Genomic DNA, 17,114 nt, shown 5'->3' with positions numbered 1-17,114 from the left:
GCCCCGGCACCGTGTGCCCCCGGGACACGGGTGCGGCGGCACCGGTGGTCCGGCCGGGCCTGTGCGCGAGGACGGCCGGTGACGCGGGCAGCGCTTGTCGGGCGGGGCGGGCGCTGGTGTGGGTGCCGGTGAACGCCGGGGGCGTTGTCCTCAATCGCCGGACGGGCTGGATGTGGACGGACTGGATGTGGCCGACGCCCCATGTCCGGACAACCTGACCACCGGACTTCCCGTCATTCGGGGCGGGGGATACGCTCCCCAGCGTGGGAAGACGCGATGCGAGCGCCGGGAGCACCGTTCAGTTCAGCGTGGACCGGAGCAGTCCGGTCCCGCTCTACTTCCAGCTGTCCCAGCAGCTCGAAGCGGCCATAGAGACCGGCAAGCTCACCCCCGGCAGCCTTCTCGGCAACGAGATCGAACTCGCCGGGCGCCTGGGCCTGTCCCGGCCGACCGTCCGGCAGGCCATTCAGGCGCTCGTCGACAAGGGGCTGCTGGTGCGCCGCCGGGGCGTGGGCACTCAGGTGGTGCACAGCCAGGTCAAGCGTCCCCTGGAGCTGAGCAGCCTGTACGACGACCTGGAGGCGGCCGGGCTGGAACCGGCCACCCGGGTCCTGCGGAACACCACCACCGGGGCCGGCGCCGAGGTCGCGGCGGCGCTCGGTGTCGCCGAGGGGACGGAGGTCGCGCTGATCGAGCGGCTGCGCCTGACGCACGGCGAGCCCGTCGCCCACCTCGTCAACCACCTCCCCCTCGACCTGATCAAGGCCGACACCGCACGGCTGGAGGAGACCGGCCTCTACCGCCTCATGCGCGGGGCCGGGATCACGCTGCACAGCGCCCGCCAGGCGATCGGGGCGCGGGCGGCCACGGCGGACGAGGCCGGGCTGCTCGGCGAGGAGGCGGGCGCGCCGCTGCTCACCATGCGGCGGACGACCTTCGACGACACCGGCCGCGCGGTGGAGTTCGGCGCGCACGTCTATCGCGCCTCGCGTTACGCCTTCGAGTTCCAGCTCCTCGTTCGGCCCTGATCAGGCTTCTCCAGGCTTCTCGTACGGCCGGCCCTGAGCGAGGCTTCTCTTACGTCCCCTGAGCCGGCTTCTCACGGGCCCCTGAGCCGATGGTCCGGCGGGCGGATCCACGCCCTGCCTGCCGCTCTTTGTCACTCGTGGCGATCCGCAGCCGCGACCGTGACCGCGACCACCGATCGTCACGGACCGTAGTCACGACCCCACCCGCTCATCGTAACGCTCCGTAATCATCCGCCGGAAGGTCACCCCTAGCACCGTAAGAATGTTCGGACAAAACCATTGACGGGCTTCCGCCGCCACCGCTAGAAATCCCCCACCGTGGACCGACCGGGCCGCGGTGGGCCCGTCGCCACCCCGGAATCACCGGCGATACGCCGTGCGCCGGACCCCATGAACCCCCGCAGAACAGTCGTAACGGATACTTGGGCGGCCGGGACCGATCGGTCGGTGCCCGGGTACGCGGCCCGCGCACCCAGCGCGGAGTGACGGCGGAGTGACGACAGGGAGCGACAGGGAGAAGGGCAAGACCTCGTGGCAAGGGTTCGGACAGCGGTACGCGCGGTGAGCGTCGTGCTGGCAGCGGTGCTCGCGGGATCCCTGGCGGGATGCAGCAGCACGGGCGGCAAGCGCGCCGAGGACGAGCGCGCCGCCAGGGCCGCCGGCGGCCGGGCCGCCGTCGACACCCCCAGGTGGACCTTCGCGATGGTCACCCACTCGGGGGACGGCGACACGTTCTGGGACATCGTTCAGAGCGGCGCCGAGCAGGCCGCGGCGAAGGACAACATCAAGTTCGTCTACGGGCACGACAAGGAAGCGCAGCGGCAGAGCCAGCTCGTGCAGTCCTACATCGACCAGAAGGTCGACGGGCTGATCGTCACGCTGGCCAAGCCGGACGCCATGAAGGACGTCGTCGCCAAGGCCGAGCGGGCCGGTATCCCCGTGATCACGGTGAACTCCGGCTCCGAGGTCTCCAAGGCGTACGGCGCGCTCACCCACATCGGCCAGGACGAGACCGTCGCCGGCGAGGCCGTCGGCGAGGAGCTGAACAAGCGCGGCAGGAAGAAGGCGCTGTGCGTCCTGCACGAGCAGGGCAACGTCGGGCACGAGCAGCGCTGCGACGGCGCGAAGAAGACCTTCGACGGCACGATGGAGAAGCTGTACGTGGAGGGCACGAACATGCCCGACGTCCAGTCGAGCATCGAGTCCAAGCTCCAGGCCGACGCCGGCATCGACGCCGTCGTCACGCTCGGCGCGCCGTTCGCGCCCACCGCCGTCAAGGCCAAGGAGCAGGCGGGCAGCAAGGCCGAGATCGACACCTTCGACCTGAACCCGCAGGTCGCCAAGGGCCTGGAGGACGGGACCCTCGGGTTCGCCGTCGACCAGCAGCCCTACCTCCAGGGCTACCAGGCCGTGGACCTGCTGTGGCTGTACAAGTACAACGCCGATGTCCTCGGCGGCGGCAAGCCGGTGCTCACCGGTCCGCAGATCCTCACCAAGAAGGACGCCGCCGCGCTGCGTAAGTACACCGAGCGGAGGACCCGATGAGCGGCGCGCGGGTCTCCGTACGCAAGGAGGCACCGGCGGATCGGACGCCGGACGAGCGGCTGCTGCGCCGGTCGCCGGGCCGCCGCCTGCTGGGACGCCCGGAGCTGGGCGCGGTGGTCGGCGCGATCGCCGTCTTCGTCTTCTTCTCGTTCGCGGCGGACAGTTTCCTGCGGGCGTCGAGCCTGTCGACGGTGCTGTACGCCTCCTCGACCATCGGCATCATGGCCGTCCCGGTGGCGCTGCTGATGATCGGCGGCGAGTTCGACCTGTCGGCCGGCGTCATGGTGGTCAGCTCGGCGCTGGTCTCGTCGATGTTCAGCTACCAGATGACGGCCAACACCTGGGTCGGCGTCGGGGTGTCGTTGCTGGTCACGCTGGCCATCGGGTTCTTCAACGGCTTCCTGCTGACCCGGACGAAACTCCCCAGCTTCATCATCACGCTCGGCACCTTCTTCATGCTGACCGGCCTGAACCTGGGGTTCACCAAGCTGATCAGCGGCACCGTCTCCACCAAGACGATCGGTGACATGGAGGGCTTCGACTCGGCGCGGGTGCTGTTCGCCTCGCACCTGACCATCGGCGGCGTGGACGTGCAGGTGACGATCCTGTGGTGGATCGCGCTGGTCGCCCTGGCGACCTGGATCCTGCTGCGCACCCGCGTCGGCAACTGGATCTTCGCGGTGGGCGGCAACGCCGACGCCGCGCGGGCGGTCGGTGTCCCGGTGAACAAGACCAAGATCGGTCTGTACATGGGCGTCGCCCTGGCCGCGTGGATCTCCGGGCAGCACCTGCTGTTCTCGTACGACGCGATCCAGTCCGGCGAGGGCGTGGGGAACGAGTTCCTCTACATCATCGCGGCGGCGGTCGGCGGCTGCCTGATGACCGGCGGCTACGGCTCGGCCATCGGCGCCGCCGTCGGCGCCTTCATCTTCGGCATGACCAGCAAGGGCATCGTGTACGCGCAGTGGAACCCGGACTGGTACAAGTTCTTCCTCGGGGCGATGCTGCTGCTCGCCACGCTGCTGAACGCATGGGTCCGCAAGCGGGCGGAGGCGAGCAGATGACGGGCGGCGAAGGCGACGGACGGATGACGGGCGGCGAAGGCGACGCGCGGGTGAGGGGCGGCGGAAGCGACGCGCGGGTGACGGGCGCCGAAGGTGCCGGGCCGATGACGGACCCGGCGAGCGACGGGCGGACGACGGACACCGGGGCCGGGACGGGCAAGAGCGCCGGGACGGGCACGGGTGCCTCGGTGGGCACCGAGGCCGCGCCGCTGGTCGAGCTCGCCGACGTCAGCAAGTTCTACGGGAACGTCAAGGCGCTGGAGGGCGTCTCGCTGGAGGTGCGCGCGGGGGAGATCACCTGCGTGCTCGGTGACAACGGCGCGGGCAAGTCCACCCTCATCAAGATCATCGCGGGGCTGCACCAGCACGACGCCGGCACCTTCGCCATCGAGGGCGAACCGGCCCGGCTGTCCTCCCCGCGCGAGGCGCTGGACCGCGGCATCGCCACCGTCTACCAGGACCTGGCCGTGGTGTCCCTGATGCCGGTGTGGCGGAACTTCTTCCTGGGTTCCGAGCCGACCCGCGGCAAGGGCCCCTTCAAGCGGCTGGACACCCGGCTGATGCGCGAGACCACCCGCTCGGAGCTGGCCCGCATGGGCATCGACCTGCGCGACGTGGACCAGCCGATCGGCACGCTGTCCGGCGGCGAACGGCAGTGCGTGGCCATCGCCCGCGCCGTCTACTTCGGCGCCAAGGTCCTCGTCCTGGACGAGCCGACGGCGGCGCTCGGCGTCAAGCAGTCCGGCGTGGTCCTGAAGTACGTGGCCGCGGCGCGGGACGCCGGACTCGGCGTGGTGTTGATCACGCACAACCCGCACCACGCCTACCTCGTCGGTGATCGTTTCGTCCTGCTCAAGCGCGGCGCCATGGCCGGCAGCCACACCAAGGACGAGATCGCCCTGGAGGAGCTGACCCGCCAGATGGCGGGCGGCAGCGAGCTGGAACAGCTCAGCCACGAACTCGCGCGGGCCCCCTCCCCGGACCACCTGGGCGGGCACCCCACCCACTGAGAGGGCCCGCCCGGACCGCCGCCACCACCCCCGCGCCGCCATGCAGTGCGGAGCGCGGGTGAGGCACAATCGCAACGAACCATCCACGCCGAGGCCCCGGCCTCCCGACATCCGCAGGGACGAGACGACTCTTGCGAGCACGCAGCCGCCGCCACCCCCACCGCAACGGCAGCCCCACCGGCCGCCGGCACGGCGAAGGAGCGGGCCGATGAGCGGGCACGGCGAGACGGTCGGCCACCACGGAGTGCCGCGCGCGGACGGCGCCGGCCGGGGCGGAGCCCACGCATGAGCATGTACCGCGAACGGGTCCACCGCGGGGCGGCCCGGGCCACCGTGCTGCGCACCGTCGGCACCCGCGAACGGCGCTCGCACCTGACCGCCCCCCGCGTGCCCACGGTCGGCATCGACATCGGCGGCACCAAGGTCATGGCGGGCGTGGTGGACGCCGACGGGGTGATCCTGGAGCAGCTGCGCACCGAGACCCCGGACAAGTCCAAGAGTCCCAAGGTCGTCGAGGACACCATCATCGACCTGGTGCTGGACCTCTCCGACCGGCACGACGTGCACGCGGTCGGCATCGGCGCGGCCGGCTGGGTCGACGCCGACCGCAGCCGCGTGCTGTTCGCCCCCCACCTGAACTGGCGCAACGAGCCGCTGCGGGACCGCCTCGCCGGCCGCCTCGCGGTGCCCGTCATGGTCGACAACGACGCCAACACGGCCGCCTGGGCCGAGTGGCGGTTCGGTGCCGGACGCGGTGAGGACCACCTCGTCATGATCACCCTGGGCACCGGCATCGGCGGCGCCATCCTGGAGGACGGGCAGGTCAAGCGGGGCAAGTACGGGGTCGCCGGGGAGTTCGGGCACATGCAGGTCGTGCCCGGCGGCCACCGCTGCCCGTGCGGCAACCGCGGCTGCTGGGAGCAGTACAGCTCCGGCAACGCCCTCGTCCGGGAGGCGCGCGAGCTGGCCGCGGCCGACTCGCCGGTCGCCTACAACATCATCGAACGGGTCGGCGGACGCATCCCCGACATCACCGGGCCGCTGATCACCGAGCTGGCCCGCGAGGGCGACGCCATGTGCGTCGAACTGCTCCAGGACATCGGCCAGTGGCTCGGCGTCGGCATCGCCAACCTGGCCGCCGCCCTCGACCCCTCCTGCTTCGTCATCGGCGGTGGCGTCAGCGCCGCCGACGACCTGCTCATCGGCCCCGCCCGGGACGCCTTCCGGCGCACCCTCACCGGCCGCGGCTACCGCCCCGAGGCCCGCATCGCCAAGGCCCAGCTCGGCCCGGAGGCCGGCATGGTCGGCGCCGCCGACCTCGCCCGGCTCGTCGCCCGCCGCTTCCGGCGCGCCAACCGCCGACGCGTCGAACGCAACGCGCGCTACGAACAAGCGGGGCGCCGATGATGGCGCCGACGACCGGCCGGACGGCGCCGACGACCCGCCGGGCGGCGCCGGTCGCGGCCGGGGAGCCGTCCGCGCGCGACAACGCCGCCGGGGAGCCCCCGGGCCGTGACGATGCGGGAGGGGAGTCCTCGGCGCCCACGGACGCGGACGAGGGGACCCCGGCGCATACCGACGCGCGGGAGGTCTCCTCGGCGCATAGCGACGAGCGGCAGGTCTCCGCGGCGCGTACCGACGTGCAGGAGGAGTCCCCGGCGCTTATCGACGTGCGGGGGGAGTCCCCGGCGCGTACCGGTACGGACCGGGTGGGTGGGGACGGCCCCCGCCGCCCGAGGACGCATCCGCCCTCCGACACAGACCGGGCAGGGGGCACGGACCTCCGCCGCCCGACGACGAATACGGAACCGGCCATGACGAAGACGGAAAACCCGGCCATGACCGACACCCCGCAGCCCCTGCCCGACCCGGGGGACACGCCGCGCGCTCCCCGCGGGCGCCGTTGGCTGATGGCCCTGATCATCTTCCTGCTGATCGCGATCCCTGCGGGCTACATCGTCATCTCCGCCGAGCAGAGCCGGGACAGCGGCCAGAACAAGGAGGAGGAGGCGGCGTCCACCGGCCTGTTTAACGCCTTCCCGTCCAAGCTCCAGCAGCGCATCTACAACGTCCCGGTGCCCACCGACGCCACATCGGTCTATTACTTCGAGACCAACACCTGGCAGAAGAGCACCCTCTTCGTGCAGTTCCGGGCGAAGGAAGCGGACCTCGACCACTACCTCCAGTACATCGGCACCAGCCGCACCGCCCTCCAGGACGGCGAGATCACCATCACCGACACCCAGGCCGCCCGGGTCGGCTGGGACCTGACCGGCGACGGACGCTGGGCGGGCACCCGCCACCAGGGCGAGGCCCCGCAGCCCTCGCAGAACATCACCGTGCATTTCGACGAGCCGGGGCAGCCGGTGGTGTACGTGGCGTCCACGGTCAAGTTCTGACGGTGTTGGCGGGATGCGTTCGGAGGGTGTTGGCGAGCGTGTTCTGACGGTGTTGGCGGGATGTGTTCGGAGGGTGTTGGCGAGCGTGTTCTGACGGTGTTGGCGGGATGTGTTCGGAGGGCGTCGGCGAACATGTTCCGACGACGTTGACGGGATGTGTCCTGACAGCGTCGGCGAACGTGTTCTGACGGCGTTGGCGGGATGCGTGCGGATGGCAGGGGAAGCCCGGTCCCGTCCTGCCAACACCCCCGGCCGCCTCATTCGTCGAGCAGCCTCCACATGGCGAGGGCGAGTCGTGCCCGCATGAGTCCGGCGGGCTCGGTGAGGTCGATGTCCAGGGTTTTGCCGATCTGTTCGAGCCGGCGGGCGACGCTGCTGTGGTGCAGGTGGAGGAGGTCGGCGGCCCGGCGTAAGGCGCCGGTCGCGCAGTAGGCGTCCAGGGTCTCCAGGTCTTCCGGGGTGCCGGCGACGCGGGCTATCGCGGCCACGTCGGAGTTCTCCCGCGCGGCGTCCTCCGGCACGTGCGCGAGCAGCGCCAGCGCTCCCAGGTCGCGGTAACGGACGACGGGCCGGGACGTGGTGGTGAAGCGGAGGGCGGTGCGGGCCTGCCGCCAGGACCGATCGGGACTCCGGGCGTCGGAGCCGATGCCCGCGCGTACGCCCGCCGGGAACAGGTTCGGGTTCATGGTGGTCGTCAGGATGACGCCCACGTCGGCGAGCAGAGCCGCCTTCACGGGGCGGGCCGGGCAGATCAGGCCGCCGATCCGGTCGAGCGGGAGCTCCGACCGTACGGCGGCGACGTGGACCGGCAGGTCGGCGGCGAAACCCAGGAGGCGCAGCGCCCGCGCCCTGGCGGCCTCGTCGGTGTCGGAGCCGATGACGAGTTCGACGAGGGCGGGGTCGGCCATGGTGGTCCGGGCCGGTCCGTAGCGCTCGGCGACCGCCGCGGCGGCGATGGCGAGCCGGTCCAGGAGCGCCTCGTCGAGCGCGGTGGGCGGGCCGGGGCGTTCCAGCCACACCGTGCCGATCTCCTCCTCGTCGAGGGTGATCGGCGCCGTGCTGGACGCCGGTGGCGGCGGGTCGGGTGCCTGCCGTCCGTCGGGCGCCATGCGGATCGTCCGGCCCGTGCCGTGCAGCCGGATCCCGGCCACGCATTCGGCCAGGCCCGCCGAAGCCCGGGCGAGCGCCGGGAGATCCACCCGGCGGCGCATCAGCGTGTCGTAGAACATGACGACGCGGATCGCGCCCTCGACCTGCGCGTCCAAACCGGACAGCCGTACGGCCAGTGCCTCCATGCCAGGAGGATAGGGCGTCCGCGGGAGGCGGTTGAGCGCCGATCGGCGCGTGAACGGGGCCGGATACCCGACGGGTGGCGGACGACTCCGGGGGCGGGTGACGGTGAGGATGACCGCCATGGATCCCGAACTCGAAGCATTTCTCCCGTTGCTCCCCTCGGCCGACCTGGCCGACCCGGAGACCTGCCGCAAGATCTACGCCGAGGCCGCCGCAGCGCGCCCGGCACCGGACACCTCGGGCATGGAGGTCCAGGACCGCACGGTGCCCGCCGATCCGGACGTGGCGGTGCGGATCTACCGTCCGGCCCAGGCCCAAGGCGCCGTCATCTGGATGCACGGCGGCGGTTGGACCGTCGGCACCCTCGACACCGAGCACCAGTGGGCGGCCCGGATCGCGGCGGCCTCCGGCGCGGTGGTGATCTCGGTGGCCTACCGGCTGTCCCCCGAGAACCGGTTCCCGGCCGCCCTGGACGACGTCTGGGCCGTACTGGCCTGGACGCACGCACACGCGGCCGAACTCGGCGTCGACCCGGACCGGATCGCGGTCGGCGGCCACAGCGCGGGCGGAAACCTCGCGGCGGCGGTGGCCCTGCGCTCCCGTGACGAGCAGGGGCCGCCGATCCGCTTCCAACTGATCAACGAGGCCATCCTCGACGACCGCCAGCAGACCTGGTCGGCGCGGAACTTCACCGACACCCCCTGGAACACGCGCTCCGTACGCGCCGTCGCCCTGGGCAACTACCTGGGCTCCGAGCCCGCCACGCCGTACGCCGCACCGGCCCGCGCCGACGACCTGTCCGGCCTGCCGCCGGCCTACGTCGCCACCGCGGAGTTCGACCCGAACCGTGACGAAGGCATCGACTACGCGCTCCGTCTGCTGCGGGCAGGCGTGTCGGTCGAGCTGCGCCAGTGGCCCGGCACCTTCCACGGGTCGATGGCGATCCAGTCCGCCGACGTCTCGCAGCGTCAACTCGCGACACTCGGCGCGGTGCTGCGCCGCGCCCTGGTCGAGTGAGGCCGTAGCGGGCCTTTCATCGGCGGTGCCGAGCGGCGCCACCTGCCGCTCGGCACCGCCGATGGGCCGCACCAGGGGGATGGCCATCGGGTCGGCCAGGGGCCTGGGCATGACGGGAGCGCCGACGACGGGATCGCCCTCGCCCGACGACGGGATCGCCCGACGACCAGATCGCCCAACGACCGGACCCGGCGACCGAATCGGCGAAGACCGGATTGACGCAGACGGGAGCGCGATGACCACCACGAACCTCGCCAAAACGAGCGAGCAGGACGACGCACCACCACCGGATGCCGATGCCGCGACGGAAAAGAACCCGGCCGGAAAGAACCCGGCGGGGCAAAGGAGCCCGGCCGCCGGGCTGCTGCGCCCCTACGTGGGCAGTTTCACCGCCGTCGTCCTCCTCCAGGTCGTCGGCGCTCTCGCGGGCCTGGCGCCGCTGCTGGCGGTCGTCGAGCTGGGCCGTGTGCTGCTGTCGCCGGGCCCGGTCGATCACGGCCACGTCTGGACCGCCGTGATCGCGGGCGCGGTCGGCATGTTCGTACGGCTGCTGTTCACGGCCGGTTCGTCGGCCATCGGGCACCTTCTCGACGACCGGGTGCAACTGACGTTCCGCCGGCAGCTGGCCGCGCGGCTGGGGCGCGTACCGATCGGCTGGTTCTCCCGGCGCCGGACCGGTGAGCTGGCCAAGGTGGTGGGGGAGGACGTCAGTGCCGTGCACCCGTTCATCGCCCATGCCCCGGGCGAGCTGGTCTCCGCGTTCGTGGTGCCGCTGGTGTCGCTGGTCTACCTGTTCTCCGTCGACTGGCGGCTCACCCTGATCACGCTGATTCCGGTGGTACTGGCGGTGGCCCTGGTCCCGTTGATGATGACGCCGACCCGGCTGCGCGAACAGGAGGAGTTCGACGCGGCCATGGGAGGGATCTCGAATTCCGCCGTCGAGTTCGTGCAGGGCATCTCCGTGGTCAAGGCGTTCGGTGGTTCCGGGCGCGCTCACCGCAAGTTCCTGACGGCCGCGGACGAGTTCGTCGGGACCTTCCGCCGGTGGGTGCGCGGCATCTCCGGAATCGCCGCGGGGATGCAGCTCGCGCTGTCGCCGCCGTTCGTCCTGCTGGTCGTGCTGATCGGCGGGGCGGCCCTGATCACCAACGGTGGCCTGGCCCCGGCCGACCTGCTGCCCTTCTTGCTGCTCGGGCTGGGACTGACCGCTCCGGTGGCGGCCCTCGGGCACGGCTTCGACGACCTGCAGGCCGCCCGGCGCGCGGTCGGCCGGATCCGGGACGTGCTGGAGGTGCCCCCGCTGCCGGAGCCCGCGCATCCGCGCGCACCGCAGGGGCACCGCGTGGAACTGCGTGACGTCCGATTCGCCTACGCATCCGGTCGCGAGGTGCTGCGCGGGATCGACCTGGTGCTGGAGCCGGGGACGGTCACGGCAATCGTCGGGCCGTCGGGAAGCGGGAAGTCCACGCTGGTCAACCTGTTGCCCCGGTTCTTCGACCCGACCCACGGCGCGGTCACCCTGGGCGGTGTCGACCTGCGCGAACTCGACAGCCGGGAGCTGTACCGGCGGGTCTCCTTCGTCTTCCAGGACGTACGGCTGCTGCGCGCGTCGGTCGCGGAGAACATCGCGCTGGCGGTCCCGCGGGCCGACCGCGACGACATCGTGCGTGCCGCCCGGCTGGCGAACATCCACGAACGCGTCCTCGAACTGCCCCGCGGCTACGAGTCGGTGATCGGCGAGGACGCCGGCCTTTCGGGCGGCGAGGAGCAGCGGATCGCACTCGCCCGCGCCCTGCTCGCCGACACCCCCATCCTGGTGCTCGACGAGGCCACCGCCTTCGCCGACCCGCAGACCGAACAAGCGGTGCGCCGCGCCCTGGCGACGCGGGCCGGGGACCGAACCCTGGTGGTCATCGCCCACCGCCTGGAGACGATCACGGACGCCGACACCGTCGTGATGCTGGACGACGGGGCGATCGTCGAGCGCGGCGCGCCCGCCGAACTGCTGGCGCGGGGAGGAAGGTTCGCCGATTTCTGGCGGTCGCACCAGCCGACGGACGACATCGGTGCCGACGGGGACGCGGAAGCGGAAGCGGATGCCGACGCCGACGCGGACGCCCCGGACCGGGAGGAGCGGCCGTGACCACCGAAAGCGGCGTACGCGTGACCGGCGACGAGCGGACGGCGAACCCCCACGCACCCGGCGCCCCCGCCCTCGCGGACATCCCCGGCGACCTACCGCGCGGCTTGCCGCAAGCCCCACCGCAAGACCCACCACGCGACTTACCGCAAGGCCTACCGCAAGGCCTACCGCACGGCCTACCGCAAGGAGACGACCCCCGATGATCCGCATGCTGCTGCGCGTCCTCGGCCACGAGCACGCCCGGCCGACGCTGCGCACCGTGGCCCTGATGACGACGACCGCGATCGCCGAGGGGCTGTCCTACGCCCTGCTGGTCCCCGTACTGCGGGCCCTGTTCGGTGGGACGCCGGCGGACGCCCGGCCCTGGCTGATCGCGTTCGGGGCCGCCGTAGCGCTCTACGCCGTACTGCGCTACGTCAGCGATCTGTCCGGCTTCCGCGTCGGGACCGCGCTCCTGCGCGGCACGTACCACCGGCTCGGCGACCACCTCTCGCGACTGCCGCTGGGCTGGTACGGCGCCGGCCGCGTCGGAGAGGTGTCCGTTCTGGCCAGCCGCGGCGTCCTACAGGCGATGAGCGTGATCGCGCACCTTCTGGCGCCGCTCGTCTTCGCCTGCGTGACGCCGCTGACGATCGTGGCCGTGATGCTCGCCTTCGACTGGCGCATGGGCCTGGCCGCGTTGGCCGCCGTACCGGTCGTGGCGGCGATCCAGGTCCGGACGGGACGCTCGATGGCCGCCGGCGACGCCGAACGCGCCGCCCGCGACCACGAGGCCACCGGGCGGGTCATCGAATACCTCCGGGCCCAGCCGGTGCTGCGCGCCGGAGGCCGGACCACCGAACGGTTCCGGTTGCTCGACGACTCCCTGCGGGAAGTCCGGAGCGCCTCCCGCCGGTCCACCCTGACGGCGCTGCCCGGCGCCTTGGGCCTGACGCTCACGGTGCAGGCGGTGTTCACGGTGCTGCTGACGCTGGGCGCCTGGCTCGCGCTCGGCGGGGACATCGGCGTCGCCGAAGTCCTGACGGTCCTGGTGCTGGCCGCCCGCAGCGCGGATCCGCTGCTGTCGCTGACGGACATCGCGGGCAGGCTGCGCGGCGCCCGTTCCGTGCTGGCGAGCCTCGACGCGATCCTGCGCACCGAGCCGCTTCCGGAGCCCGCCGAACCGGTCCGGCCGACGGGCCACGGCCTGGAGTTCGCGTCCGTCACCTTCCGGCACGGCGAGCGCACGGTGATCGACGACGTGTCGTTGTCCGTGCCGGAGGGGCAGCGGCTCGCCGTCGTCGGGCCGTCGGGCGCGGGGAAGAGCACCCTGCTGCAACTGCTGGCCCGGTTCCACGACGTGGACGAGGGCGCGGTGCGCGTGGGCGGCGTGGACGTGCGCGCGATGAGCACGGAGGTGCTGACGGAGCGGATCGCCATCGTCTTCCAGAACGTGTACCTCTTCGACGGCACGATCGAGGAGAACGTACGACTCGGCCGCCCCGGCGCCACCGAGGCGCAGGTGCGGGCGGCGGCCACCGCGGCGCGGCTGGACGAGGTGATCGAGCGGCTGCCCGGCGGCTGGGCGGCACAGGTCGGCGAGGGCGGCGCCTTGCTGTCGGGCGGCGAACGCCAGCGCGTCTCGATCGCCCGAGCGCTGCTGAAGGACGCGCCCATCGTGCTGCTGGACGAGATCACGTCCGCCCTGGACCCGGTGAACGAGGCGGCCGTCCACGAGGGCATCGAGCGCCTGATGGCGGGCCGGACGGTCGTGATGGTCGCGCACCGCATGCGCACCGTCCAACGCGCCGACCGCGTCGTCTTCCTGGACGGCGGCCGGATCGCGGAGGAGGGCAGCCATGACGAACTGCTGCGACGCAAAGGGCGCTACGCCCGGTTCCGGGATCTCTCCCTCGCACCGGCGGCGGGGGCGTGAACCGGGCTCCGGCCGCCCGCGGAGACGAGGGCACCGCACGCATCGCACACACCGATCGCACCGGAACGCACCGATCGCGCCAGGCGTGATCACACACCGCCCTCCCTATTGCAATACAGAGCAGCGCTGTATCGTAATGCTGTGAAGTCCCACAGCGATCCACAAGGACGCCCCACCCCCTCGCCGAACCCGTCCTCAGGCACTCCCGGCCGGCCGCGCAGCCGGGAGGCGGACGAGGCCATCCTCACGGCGGCCCTCGATCTGCTCATCGAACGCGGCGCCGGCTGGACCAGCATCGAGCAGGTGGCACGGCGCGCCAACGTCACCCGTGCCACCGTCTACCGGCGCTTTCCGACCCTGACCGACCTGCTGGTGCGAGCGGTCGAATGGGAGTACCGCGACGTGGATCCCGGCTCGATGCACTGGCCGGACATCGACAGCATGGTCACGGCCTGGGCCGACCACCTCAGCGATCCCCGCGCGCGCAGACTGATCCGCCGTCTCTACGGCACCATCGACGACCTGCCCGAACTGCTGCGCGCCTACCACCGGGCCCACGGCAGCCACCGCGGCCTCGCGGTGCGTACCACCTTGGAGCGGGCGCGCGCGGCCGGGCAGCTTCCCCCCGGCAGTGACCCGGACATCCTTCAGCAGTTGCTCAGCGGCGCGGCCCTGCAACACCTCGCCACGCACCCCGACACCACCAGCGCGCAAGAGGTCAAAGCCTATTTCCTCGCCGTCCTGGGACAGCTCGGGCTGCCGTTTGCCCCCGTACGTCAAAGGAGTACCGCACGATGACCGAGAACGCGGCGTGGCTGGGACGGGATGTCCGCAGGGCCCGCAAGGAGGGCTTACCCGGCCTCGCGCGGCGTCGGCGCGACCGGCTGGCCGACATGGTCGCCCGTGCCCGCGCCACCTCCCCGTACTACCGCCGTCTCTACCGCGACCTGCCCGAGCGGGTGCACGACCCGGCGCTGCTGCCCGTCACCGACAAGAAGACGTTGATGGAGCACTTCGACGACTGGGCGACCGACCGCGCCGTCACGTACGAGACGGTGCGCGCCTTCAGCGACGATCCCGGCCGGATCGGAGAGCGGTTCCTCGGCAGGTACATGGTGGCCACCACTTCGGGCACCAGTGGCCGTCGCGGCCTGTTCGTCCTCGACGACCGGTACATGGACGTGGCGGCTGCGCTCACCACCCGCGCGCTCGCCTCGTGGCTGGGTCCCGCCGGCCTGCTGCGGGCAGCCGCGGGGGGAGGCCGCTTCGCCCAGCTCGTGGCGACCGGAGGGCACTATGTCGGTTTCGCCGCCTACTCCCGCACACAGCGGGCGGGTGGCTGGCGCAGCAAGCGGCTCCGCGCGTTCTCGGTGCACACACCGATGCCGCGACTGGTGGCCGCGCTCAACGAGTACCGCCCCGCCTTCGTCATCGGCTACGCCAGTACGATCATGCTGCTCACCGCCGAGCAGGAAGCGGGCCGCCTGCGCATCGACCCGGTGCTGGTCCAGCCGGCCGGCGAGACGATGACCACGCACGACACCGACCGGATCGCCCGTGCCTTCCGCACCACGGTCCGCACGATGTACAGCGCGACCGAGTGCACCTACCTCAGCCATGGCTGCGCCCACGGCTGGTACCACGTCAACAGCGACTGGGCCGTGCTCGAACCCGTCGACGCCGATCACCGGCCCACCCCGCCCGGCGAGTTCTCGCACACCGTGCTGATCAGCAACCTGGCCAACCGCGTGCAGCCGTTCCTGCGCTACGACCTGGGGGACAGCGTCCTGCTGCGCCCCGACCCGTGCCCCTGCGGCAATCCGCTGCCCGCGATCCGCGTACGCGGGCGCGCGGGCGACATCCTCACCTTCCCCACCCCCGGCAACGCTCCCGTACAGCTCGCCCCCTTGGCCTTCGGCACCCTCTTCGACCGCACTCCCGGTGTCGAACTGTTCCAGGTCGAGCAGACCGCCCCGTCGACCCTGCGCATACGCCTGCGAACGGCCGCCGGCGCCGACCCCGACGGCGTGTGGCACATCGCGCACCGGGAACTGACCCGCCTCCTGACCGACAACAAACTCGACCACGTCACGCTCCAGCGCGCCGAGGAGCCACCCCGGCAGACGGCCGGCGGCAAGTACCGAACGGTCATCCCCTTCGACCGGCCGGACCCCCGTCCCTGACCCCCCGGAGCGCGCGGTCACCTCCCCGAACTCCCCGCCGACCGGCGGACGAGGTGCCTGCTCGGCTTCGGCGCGGGCCCGCGCCGGGCGAGCCCCAGGGCCTGACAGGTACCCGGACGCTTGAGGATTCCGACGGTGCCCGGACCCGCGGTCGCAAGAGAGCCGGGACCCGCTAGGTTCGCCCCGGGGAGGTGGCACCTCGTGACGAATGAGAGGGTCGGGCGGGTGAGCGAGACGACGACGATGACCCTGCAATACCGCTGTGACGGGCCGGAGGGCGCGCCGTGCCTGGTCCTGGGCGCGGCCCTGGGGACCACCTGGCACATGTGGGACCGGCAGGTTCCCGAGCTGACCCGGCAGTGGCGCGTCATCCGCTTCGATCTGCCCGGCCACGGCGGCTCGCCCGCCCATCCGGCCGCCTCCGTCGCCGAGCTGGCCGACCGCCTCGTGGCCACCCTCGACGGGCTGGGCGTGGAGCGGTTCGGGTACGCGGGGTGCTCCCTCGGGGGCGCCGTCGGCGCGCAGCTCGCGCTCACCCGGCCGCGCCGCGTCACCTCGCTCGCCCTCGTGTCCTCCTCGCCCCGGTACGGCACGCCCGACGCCTGGCGGCAGCGCGGGGTGGTGGTCCGCTCGAACGGGCTCGACCCGATCGCCCGCACCTCGCCCGAGCGCTGGTTCACCCCCGCGTTCGCCGGCTCCCAGCAGGCCATCGTGGAGTGGGCCGTCCAGATGGTGCGCACCACCGACCCCGGCTGCTACATCGCCGCCTGCGAGGCGCTGGCGTCCTTCGACGTCCGGTCCTCGCTCGGGCGGATCGGGGTGCCCACCCTTGTGGTGGCCGGTTCCGAGGACCAGGTGACGCCCACCACCGACGCCCGCGCCCTGGTCGCCGGCATCCCGGACGCCGCGCTGGCGCTCGTCCCCGGCGCCTCGCACCTGGCGCCCGTCGAGCAGCCGGCCGCCGTGACCGACCTGTTCGTCCGGCACTTCTCCAGCGCCTGGCACGACAGGCCGGGCGCGGCGGCCCCGGCCGTGCCCGGTGTCACGACGGTGCTCGCCCGGCCGCCCCAGGGCGTGCCGCCCGCCATAGAGGCGGGCGTCCCGCAGCCGGAGATGGTGGGCACGGGGACGTACGAGCGCGGGGTCAAGGTCCGCCGGGAAGTGCTCGGCGACGCCCATGTGGACCGGACGACGGCCGAGGCCGACGGGTTCACCGGGGACTTCGAGGACTTCGTGACCCGCTACGAGTGGGGCGAGGTGTGGAACCGCTCCGGGCTGGACCGCCGTACCCGCAGCATCGTCACGCTCACCGCGCTCGTCGCCTCCGGCCACCACGGAGAGCTGGCCGCCCACACCCGCGCCGCGCTGCGCAACGGGCTCACCCCCGCCGAGATCAAGGAGGTCCTGCTGCACACCGCGGTCTACTGCGGCGTGCCCGCGGCGGGCGCGGCGTTCGCCACGGCCCAGCGGGTGATCCGCGAGGAGACCACGCCGGAGGGCTGAGGGCCGTCCTTGTT

The 17,114-nt window shown here is 72.3% G+C and carries 13 protein-coding genes; 12 read left to right on the top strand and 1 reads right to left on the bottom strand.

The annotated features are described in order from the left end of the window. Nucleotides 1–308 precede the first annotated feature (308 nt). From ABZX96_RS05550 to ABZX96_RS05525, 6 genes are all read left to right on the top strand, one after another. Nucleotides 309–1,028 (top strand): GntR family transcriptional regulator, encoded by a 720-nt coding sequence (locus ABZX96_RS05550; protein ID WP_355538627.1) that lies wholly within the window; start codon nucleotides 309–311, stop codon nucleotides 1,026–1,028. A 531-nt stretch (nucleotides 1,029–1,559) separates the two neighbouring features. Further along, nucleotides 1,560–2,573, top strand: coding sequence for a sugar ABC transporter substrate-binding protein (locus ABZX96_RS05545; protein ID WP_355538282.1), 1,014 nt, complete (start codon nucleotides 1,560–1,562; stop codon nucleotides 2,571–2,573). Beyond that, complete coding sequence (locus ABZX96_RS05540; RefSeq protein ID WP_355538279.1) at nucleotides 2,570–3,637, top strand: ABC transporter permease; 1,068 nt, start codon at nucleotides 2,570–2,572, stop codon at nucleotides 3,635–3,637. The genes ABZX96_RS05545 and ABZX96_RS05540 overlap by 4 nt, the downstream gene beginning before the upstream one ends. Nucleotides 3,638–3,741: 104 nt before the next feature. Beyond that, a complete protein-coding gene (locus ABZX96_RS05535) occupies nucleotides 3,742–4,647 on the top strand; it encodes an ATP-binding cassette domain-containing protein (protein WP_355538624.1) in 906 nt (301 codons plus the stop codon). 285 nt (nucleotides 4,648–4,932) lie between these two features. Continuing rightward, nucleotides 4,933–6,054, top strand: a complete 1,122-nt coding sequence (locus tag ABZX96_RS05530) for an ROK family glucokinase (RefSeq protein ID WP_355538276.1) — start codon at nucleotides 4,933–4,935, stop codon at nucleotides 6,052–6,054. A gap of 407 nt (nucleotides 6,055–6,461) precedes the next feature. Next, on the top strand, nucleotides 6,462–7,046 hold the full coding sequence (locus ABZX96_RS05525) for a hypothetical protein (RefSeq protein WP_355538273.1): 585 nt from the start codon (nucleotides 6,462–6,464) through the stop codon (nucleotides 7,044–7,046). Between the two features lie 257 nt (nucleotides 7,047–7,303). Here ABZX96_RS05525 and ABZX96_RS05520 read toward each other — a convergent pair whose 3' ends face one another. After that, a complete protein-coding gene (locus ABZX96_RS05520; protein ID WP_355538270.1) occupies nucleotides 7,304–8,341 on the bottom strand; it encodes a helix-turn-helix domain-containing protein in 1,038 nt (345 codons plus the stop codon). Between the two features lie 118 nt (nucleotides 8,342–8,459). On the opposite strand from ABZX96_RS05520, the gene ABZX96_RS05515 reads away from it, so the two are divergent. From ABZX96_RS05515 to ABZX96_RS05490, 6 genes are all read left to right on the top strand, one after another. After that, nucleotides 8,460–9,356 (top strand): alpha/beta hydrolase, encoded by an 897-nt coding sequence (locus tag ABZX96_RS05515; RefSeq protein WP_355538267.1) that lies wholly within the window; start codon nucleotides 8,460–8,462, stop codon nucleotides 9,354–9,356. 235 nt (nucleotides 9,357–9,591) lie between these two features. Beyond that, nucleotides 9,592–11,499, top strand: coding sequence for an ABC transporter ATP-binding protein (locus ABZX96_RS05510; protein ID WP_355538264.1), 1,908 nt, complete (start codon nucleotides 9,592–9,594; stop codon nucleotides 11,497–11,499). Between the two features lie 199 nt (nucleotides 11,500–11,698). Next, nucleotides 11,699–13,414: an ABC transporter ATP-binding protein gene (locus ABZX96_RS05505; RefSeq protein ID WP_355538261.1), complete on the top strand. Its 1,716-nt coding sequence runs from the start codon at nucleotides 11,699–11,701 to the stop codon at nucleotides 13,412–13,414. 141 nt (nucleotides 13,415–13,555) lie between these two features. After that, nucleotides 13,556–14,212 carry a TetR/AcrR family transcriptional regulator gene (locus ABZX96_RS05500; protein ID WP_355538258.1) on the top strand — a complete coding sequence of 219 codons (657 nt, stop codon included), beginning with the start codon at nucleotides 13,556–13,558 and terminating at the stop codon, nucleotides 14,210–14,212. Then, on the top strand, nucleotides 14,209–15,597 hold the full coding sequence (locus ABZX96_RS05495) for a phenylacetate--CoA ligase family protein (RefSeq protein ID WP_355538255.1): 1,389 nt from the start codon (nucleotides 14,209–14,211) through the stop codon (nucleotides 15,595–15,597). Before ABZX96_RS05500 ends, ABZX96_RS05495 begins: the two co-directional genes overlap by 4 nt. 243 nt (nucleotides 15,598–15,840) lie before the next feature. Continuing rightward, on the top strand, nucleotides 15,841–17,100 hold the full coding sequence (locus ABZX96_RS05490; protein ID WP_355538621.1) for an alpha/beta fold hydrolase: 1,260 nt from the start codon (nucleotides 15,841–15,843) through the stop codon (nucleotides 17,098–17,100). The last annotated feature ends 14 nt before the right edge of the window (nucleotides 17,101–17,114 follow it).

Source organism: Streptomyces sp. NPDC003077, from assembly GCF_040611095.1.
In the GTDB taxonomy this organism is placed as follows: domain Bacteria; phylum Actinomycetota; class Actinomycetes; order Streptomycetales; family Streptomycetaceae; genus Streptomyces.
Note: the sequence above shows the minus strand (reverse complement) of the source record. Positions and strands in the feature narration are given on the sequence as shown.